This window comes from Actinotalea caeni (genome assembly GCF_009733795.1).
GTDB lineage: Bacteria > Actinomycetota > Actinomycetes > Actinomycetales > Beutenbergiaceae > Pseudactinotalea > Pseudactinotalea caeni.
On record NZ_WNXX01000034.1, the window covers coordinates 21,394 to 27,888 of the forward strand.

The window sequence follows — 6,495 nt, forward strand, 5'->3', positions numbered from 1 at the left end:
CGCCCGTCGCACCGGCCCTCAGCCCTGCGGCTGCCGGACGATCTCGAAGCCGACCTGGGCGAGCAGCCGGCTCATGAGCCGGACCGGGCCGCGGTCGTACTCCTGCACGCCGCCGGCGAGACCGCTCCAGGCGACGTTGAAGGTGTGGCGGGCGCGGCCGTTGCGGAGCTGGAAGTGCACCCAGCGGCGGTGCTCGAGCTCGGCGAGCAGCTCGATCTCCTCGTCGCTGAACCGGTAGGGCTGCGGCTCGGCCGTCGGGCGCCAGGTGAGCCCGAGCGCGGCGAGCTTGACCGGGATGTCGATGACCTGCGCGGCGCTGGAGCGCCGGTCGGCGTCGGACAGCTCCTCCCACGTGCGTGCGGCGGCGTCGGACCGGGTCGCGTTGCCCGTGGCGGCGGCCGTGCGCAGGTAGTCGAGGTGGACCTCGAGGGCGAGCGTGCGCACCGCCTCGTCGGTGAGCGGCACGGGCTCGGCGCCCCGGCGGACCGGCACCAGCCCGGCGCGCGCGGCGAGCACCGGCAGCCGGGCGGCCAGCTCGAGCCGTCGCATCCGCGGCTCGTCGGCCCGACGGCGCCCGGTCGCCTCGTCCCCCTCGGCGGTCGGCGGCTCGCCGGCGGGCAGCAGCCGCGCCAGCGCCACCTCGATCCTCGTGAGCTCGCCGGGGCTCAGCACGAGCGTCGGGACCTCGGCCGGGAACCCGCTGTCGAGCTCGATGTCCGCGGCCGCGAAGATCTCGCCGATGCCCCCGGCGACCGCCCGGACGGCGTCGCGCACCGAAGCCGGCTGTGCCGCCAGCCGGGCCGTGCGGTCGCCGTCGACGACCACGCCGAGCGCCCCCGGCACGTCGTCGGGCCAGCGGGCCGCGTCGGCCACCAGCTCCTCGGCGAGCAGGTCGGCCGGGGTGAGCCGCAGCGTGGCGGGGTCGGTCAGCAGCTCCTGCGCGGAGAGCATCCGCAGCGTGTGCCCCTCGCCGAGGGTGTCGCTCCAGGTGTCGGCGTCGTCGACCACGGCGATCACCTCGACGGCGGGCACCCGCCGCGCGATCGCCGCCGCGACGGGCACCGTGCGCGACGTCTCGGGGTAGGCGACGTAGACGCGAGCACCCTCGTGCGTGAACCGCGGGTCGCGCTCCGGCCAGCGACGCACGAGCTCGAGGACCGCGCGCGGGGCGCCGCCCACGTTGGCGCGCAGCGGCGACCACACGAGGTCGGCACGCTCCTCGATCCCGGTCGCCGCCTCGTCCACCCAGTCGCCGTCACCGCCCAGGCAGTGCACCCGCAGCCGCTCCCCGGGCTGCTGCCACCCGGTGACGATCGCCCGCGCGAGCTCGGCGGCGACCGGTCCGTCGCCGATCACGACCGGCGGCGGCACCATCGCGTGGTCGAGGAACGGGGGCGCGAGCCGCAGCGTCGCCGTCGCGGTGCGGGTCGGCCGGCAGACGACGGTCTCGGGCGCGTGCGTGGCCCAGTGGCCGGCGACGTCTCGGTCGCTGAGCACGACCGTCGTCGGCTGCTGCGCCGCCGTGGCGAGCCCGCGCACCCGGTGCGCCAGCGCGGCGGTCTCCTCGTCGGTCGCGCCGACGACGTACACCTGCCGCGCGTGCTCGACGACGCGGCGCAGCCCGTCGCCGGAGACGCTCGGCACCTGCACGACACCGCTCGCGCGACCGGTGACGACGGCGCCGCGGTCGCCGACCAGCAGCGCGCGCGGCGTCTCGCCCGCCGCCACCACGCGGCGCGCGATCGCCGCCGCCTCGCGGCCGTTGCCCAGCACGACGGCGTGGCCGCGCATGCGCGACGCCCGCGCCAGCGTGAGCTGGCGCTCGAGGATGCCGAGCGCGGCGAACGCCACCGCGAGGTAGAGCACCGCGCCGGCGCCGAACCGTGCGACCTCCAGCGCGAGCGAGGGCTCGCCGTCGAGGTCGTACTCGAAGATGAACAGCCGGATCGTCGCGTACAGCGCGTCGGTGAACCGGATGCCCGGCACCGACTGGTGGTAGCCGATCAGGCCGAGCACGAACATCGCGCCGCCGAGGACGGCGACCGCGGCGTAGCGCCACGCGGCGTAGAGGTCGCGCACCCGTGACCCGGTCGAGGGCTGCTGCGGGTCGGGCTCGCTCACCGCACTCCTTCACCCCTCGGCCGCGCCCGTGCGCGGGTCAGGCCACGATAGCGAGGGGTGCCGTGCGCCAGCAGGTGGGCGTGCGGGCAGATCTGACCCTCGCCGCGGCCGTGCGCCCGTCCTCTCGGTGCGGCTGCACCGCCGTCCGGCGCGGACCCCCGCGCGGGGGCCACCCGGCCCGCCGCGCGGGGACGGCGTCACCGCCCTGCGGGCGCGGCCTCCTGCGCGAGCCGCTCCCGCAGGTAGCGACCGGTGTGGGTGTCGCTCGCGAGCAGGTCGGCGACCGACCCGGCGAGCTGGACGCGCCCGCCGTCGTGCCCGCCCTCGGGTCCGAGGTCGATGACGTGGTCGGCGCCGGCGACGACGTCCAGGTCGTGCTCGATGACGACCACGGTGCGGCCGTCGTCGACCAGCTCGTGCAGCAGCGTGAGCAGGCGGCCGGTGTCCTTGGGGTGCAGCCCGGTCGTCGGCTCGTCGAGCACGAGCGCGCTCGCGTCGCCCGCCAGCTCGCGCGTGAGCTTGAGCCGCTGGCGCTCGCCCCCGGAGAGCGTCGTGAGGTTCTGCCCCAGCGCGAGGTAGCCGAGGCCGACCTGGGACGCCCGCGCGAGCAGCGTGACGAGCCGGGTGCCGGTGAAGAACCCGAGGGCCTCGTCCACCGTCATCTCGAACACGTCGGCGATCGACCTGCCGTCGACCTCGTACCGCAGCACGCCTGGCCGGAACCGCCGGCCCTGGCAGGTCTCGCACGTCGACATCACCGGGTCGAGGAAGCCGAGGTCGACGAACCGCACGCCCGTGCCCTCGCACGCCCGGCAGCCGCCGTCGGAGTTCGGCGAGAAGCTGGCTGCGGGCTGGCCGGTGCGGCGGGCGAAGATGCGGCGGATCTCGTCGAGCATCCCGGTCCAGGACGCCGGCGTCGAGCGACGCGAGCCACGGATCGGCGACTGGTCCACGAGGACGACGTCCGGCAGCACCTGCGGCAGGTGGTGGTGCACGAGGCTCGACTTGCCGGACCCCGCGACACCGGTGACGACCGTGAGCACGCCCAGAGGGATGTCGACGGTGACGTCGCGGAGGTTGTTGGTCCGCGCGTGCTCGATGCGGACGCTGCCGGTCGGGCGGCGCGGCTGCCGCGCCGTCGTGGCCGTGCGCCGCAGCGCCGCACCGGTCACGGTGTCGGCCCGGCGGAGGTCGGCGAACGACCCCTGGAAGACCAGCCGCCCGCCGCCGCCCGCGGCGCCCGGACCGATCTCGACGACCTCGTCGGCGATCGCCATGATCGCCGGGTCGTGCTCGACGACGACCACGGTGTTGCCGCGGTCGCGCAGCGCTTGCAGCATCTCGCCCAGGCGGTGCACGTCGCGCGGGTGCAGCCCGGTCGTCGGCTCGTCGAACACGTAGAGCATGTCGTTGAGCGTGCTGCCGAGGTGCCGCACCATCTTGACCCGTTGGGCCTCACCACCCGACAGCGACGCGGTCTCGCGACCCAGGTGGAGGTACCCCAGGCCGAGGTCGACCAGCCGGTCGAGGTGCGCCACGACGTCGGAGGCGATCCCCGCCAGCGGGCCGAGGTCCCAGCCGCGCACGAGCGTCGCGAGGTCGCCGACCTGCATCGCGTACACCTCCGGCAGCGTGAGCCCGGCGACCTGCGCGGTGCGCGCCGCCTCGTTGAGGCGGGTGCCCTCGCACGCCGAGCAGCGGCTCGTCGTCACGAGCCGGTCGTAGGCCTTGCGGGCCTCCCCCTTGAGGCTCGCCGGGTCCTTCGCGAGCTGGATCCGGCGGAACCGCACGAGCACGCCCTCGTAGTCGCCGGGCAGCGCGTGCGGTCCGGTCGCCTCGATCTCGCCCGGCTCGGCCTCCAGCAGCAGGTGACGCTCGCGCGCCGAGTACTGCTCCAGCGGCACGGCGACGTCGAACAGGCCGCTGTCGGCGTAGCGGCGCCACGCGAGCGTGCCGGGCCGGTACTCCGGGTGGCGGAACGGCCCCTCGCGCAGCGACCGGCTCTCGTCGACGAACGCCGCGACGTCGAGCACCTTCTCCTGCCCGAGCCCGTGGCAGCGCGGGCACATGCCGGCCGGGTCGTTGAACGAGAAGGCGTTGGAGTAGCCGATCGACGGCGTGGCGGCGCGGGAGTAGAGCATCCGCAGCCAGTCCCCGATGTCGGTGACGGTGGCGACCGTGGAGCGTGGACCGCCGAGCAGCGGCCGCTGGTCGACCACGACGACGGCCGACAGGTTCTCGATCCGGTCGGCGTCGGGCCGCCCGTAGGAGGGCAGGAAGTTCTGCGCGAACGCGGAGAACGTGGCGTTGACCTGCCGCTGCGCCTCGGCCGCGATCGTGTCGAAGACGAGCGACGACTTGCCGGACCCGGAGACGCCCACGACGACGACGAGCGAGCGCTTGGCCAGGTCGAGGTCGATGCCGCGGAGGTTGTGCTGGCGGACGCCGCGCAGCCGGATGGTGTCGAGGGACATGGTGCTCCTGCTCGGTGGGTCGAGATTGACCGTACGGTGTACGGTACAGCGTACGTAACGACGTCGACCTACAGGTTGTTCCCAGGAGGTGGGTGTGGAGCGGACAGGGGCGGGCGACCCGCGTCGTGTGGTCCCGCTGCTGTGGCGAGCGGGCGCCACGCCTAGCCGCCGCGGCCTCACGGTGGACCGGATCGTCGAGGCGGGCATCGCGCTCGCGCAGGAGGTCGGTCTCGAGCAGCTGTCGATGCGCCGGCTCGCCGAGCGGCTGAGCGTCGGCGCGATGTCGCTGTACGGTCACGTCCCGGGCCGGGCGGAGCTCGTCGACCTCATGGTGGACGCCGCGTTCGCCGAGGTCGTCTACGAGGACGGGGTGATCGACCCGGCGGACTGGCGGGCGTCCCTGGAGGCGGTCGCCCGCTGCAACTGGGACCTCTACGCCCGCCACCCGTGGCTGCTCGCCGTCGACACCACCCGCCCACCTCTGGGGCCGGGCACGATCGGCAAGTACGACGCCGAGCTGCGTGCGCTGGTCGGTACCGGCCTGGACGACGTCGAGATCGACCAGGTCCTCGGGCTCGTGCTCGAGCACGTCCGCTCGACCGCGCGACAGGCGCTCGCGGGTACCGAGCGGTCTCCCGACGACGAGTGGTGGACGGCGGCTGGGCCGGTGCTCGCGAGCCTCATGGATCCCGCGCGCTACCCGATCGCCTCGCGGGTGGGCGAGGCGGCCGGCACCGCCTACGACGCGCCCACCGACCCGCACCGTGCCTACGCCTTCGGCCTGAGCACGATCCTCGACGGCGTCGCCACGCTCGTCGCGCAGCGGGCGGCCGACCACTGACGGTGCCGCGACCGCGGCCGTGACAGGGTGGATCGGTGCCGCACGAGACCCGCTTCGTCCGCCCCCCGGAGGCCCTGCTGCCGACGCTCGTCGACGCCGCGCTGCGGTCGGCAGGGCGCCGGCCCGCTCCGGTGGTGTGGGCGGAGCACGGCTCGCACACGCTCGTGGCGCTGACCGACGAAGTCGCCGTCCGCGTCACCCGGCAGCCGCACGCCGCCGATGACCTGCTGCGCGCGCAGCGGCTCGTCGACGCGCTGCCGCCGCTGCCGTTCGCGGTGCCGCGCTCCGTCGGGGACGCCGTCGAGCGCGAGGGCTACCTCGCGGTCCCGGTCCAGCGTCTGCCCGGCACGCCCGAGCCGCCCGCCCGCCCCGACCCGGCGGTGCTGCGCGACCTGCTCGACGCCGTCCACGCCGTGCCGCTCGCACCGCTGACCGCGCACCTGGCCGCGCCGCGCGCGTTCTGCGGCGGCGACACGTGGCAGCAGGTGCTCCACGACCGCGTGGTGCCGCTGCTGCCCGCCGACGTCCGCGACGAGGCCGCCCGACGGGTCTCCGCGCTCGCGGCGCTGGACGCCGTCGAGCCCGTGCTCAACCACGGCGACCTCGCCGGCAGCAACCTCCACTGGCAGGACGGGCGCGTCGTAGGGGTGCTCGACTGGGACCTCGCCGCCCCCGACGACCCGGCGGAGGACGTCGCCGCGCTCGCGACGTCGCTCGCCGCCTGGGACGTGCTGTCCGGCGTGCTCGATGCGGGCACCCTGCGCCGGGCGCGAGTGTTCGCGCGGACGTTCCCGCTCCAGGTCGTGGGCTACGGGTTGCTGCAGCGGCGGCCGAGCGCGGAGGTCGAGCGGCTGGTCGAGCGCGCCGGGCGCGCGCTCCGGGCGGAGCCGTCCACCTGACCGGGGCGTCCCGTGAGCCGCCGCGCGACTAGGTGTACTCGGTCAGCACGTTGGTGACACGGATGTAGGGAGAAGGCCTCCATTCTGAGTGGTGTTCAACGTCACTCGAGGGAGGCCTTCTCTTGGTCCACCGTAATGCGCGGCTCGCTCCGGCCGGTCG

Annotated in this window: 4 protein-coding genes; 2 read left to right on the forward strand and 2 right to left on the reverse strand. The window is 75.2% G+C overall.

What is annotated here, in order from left to right; all coding sequences use genetic code 11:
• Window positions 1–18: 18 nt before the first annotated feature.
• A complete protein-coding gene (locus GPA02_RS17680) occupies window positions 19–2,121 on the reverse strand; it encodes a hypothetical protein (RefSeq protein WP_156201768.1) in 2,103 nt (700 codons plus the stop codon).
• Between the two features lie 197 nt (window positions 2,122–2,318).
• Window positions 2,319–4,595 carry an ATP-binding cassette domain-containing protein gene (locus GPA02_RS17685; RefSeq protein WP_156201769.1) on the reverse strand — a complete coding sequence of 759 codons (2,277 nt, stop codon included), beginning with the start codon at window positions 4,593–4,595 and terminating at the stop codon, window positions 2,319–2,321.
• Window positions 4,596–4,689: 94 nt separating this feature from the next.
• Between GPA02_RS17685 and GPA02_RS17690 the strand changes: the two genes are divergently transcribed.
• A complete protein-coding gene (locus tag GPA02_RS17690) occupies window positions 4,690–5,436 on the forward strand; it encodes a TetR/AcrR family transcriptional regulator (protein WP_204986671.1) in 747 nt (248 codons plus the stop codon).
• Window positions 5,437–5,471: 35 nt separating this feature from the next.
• Window positions 5,472–6,335, forward strand: coding sequence for a phosphotransferase (locus tag GPA02_RS17695; protein ID WP_156201771.1), 864 nt, complete (start codon window positions 5,472–5,474; stop codon window positions 6,333–6,335).
• Window positions 6,336–6,495 lie beyond the last annotated feature (160 nt).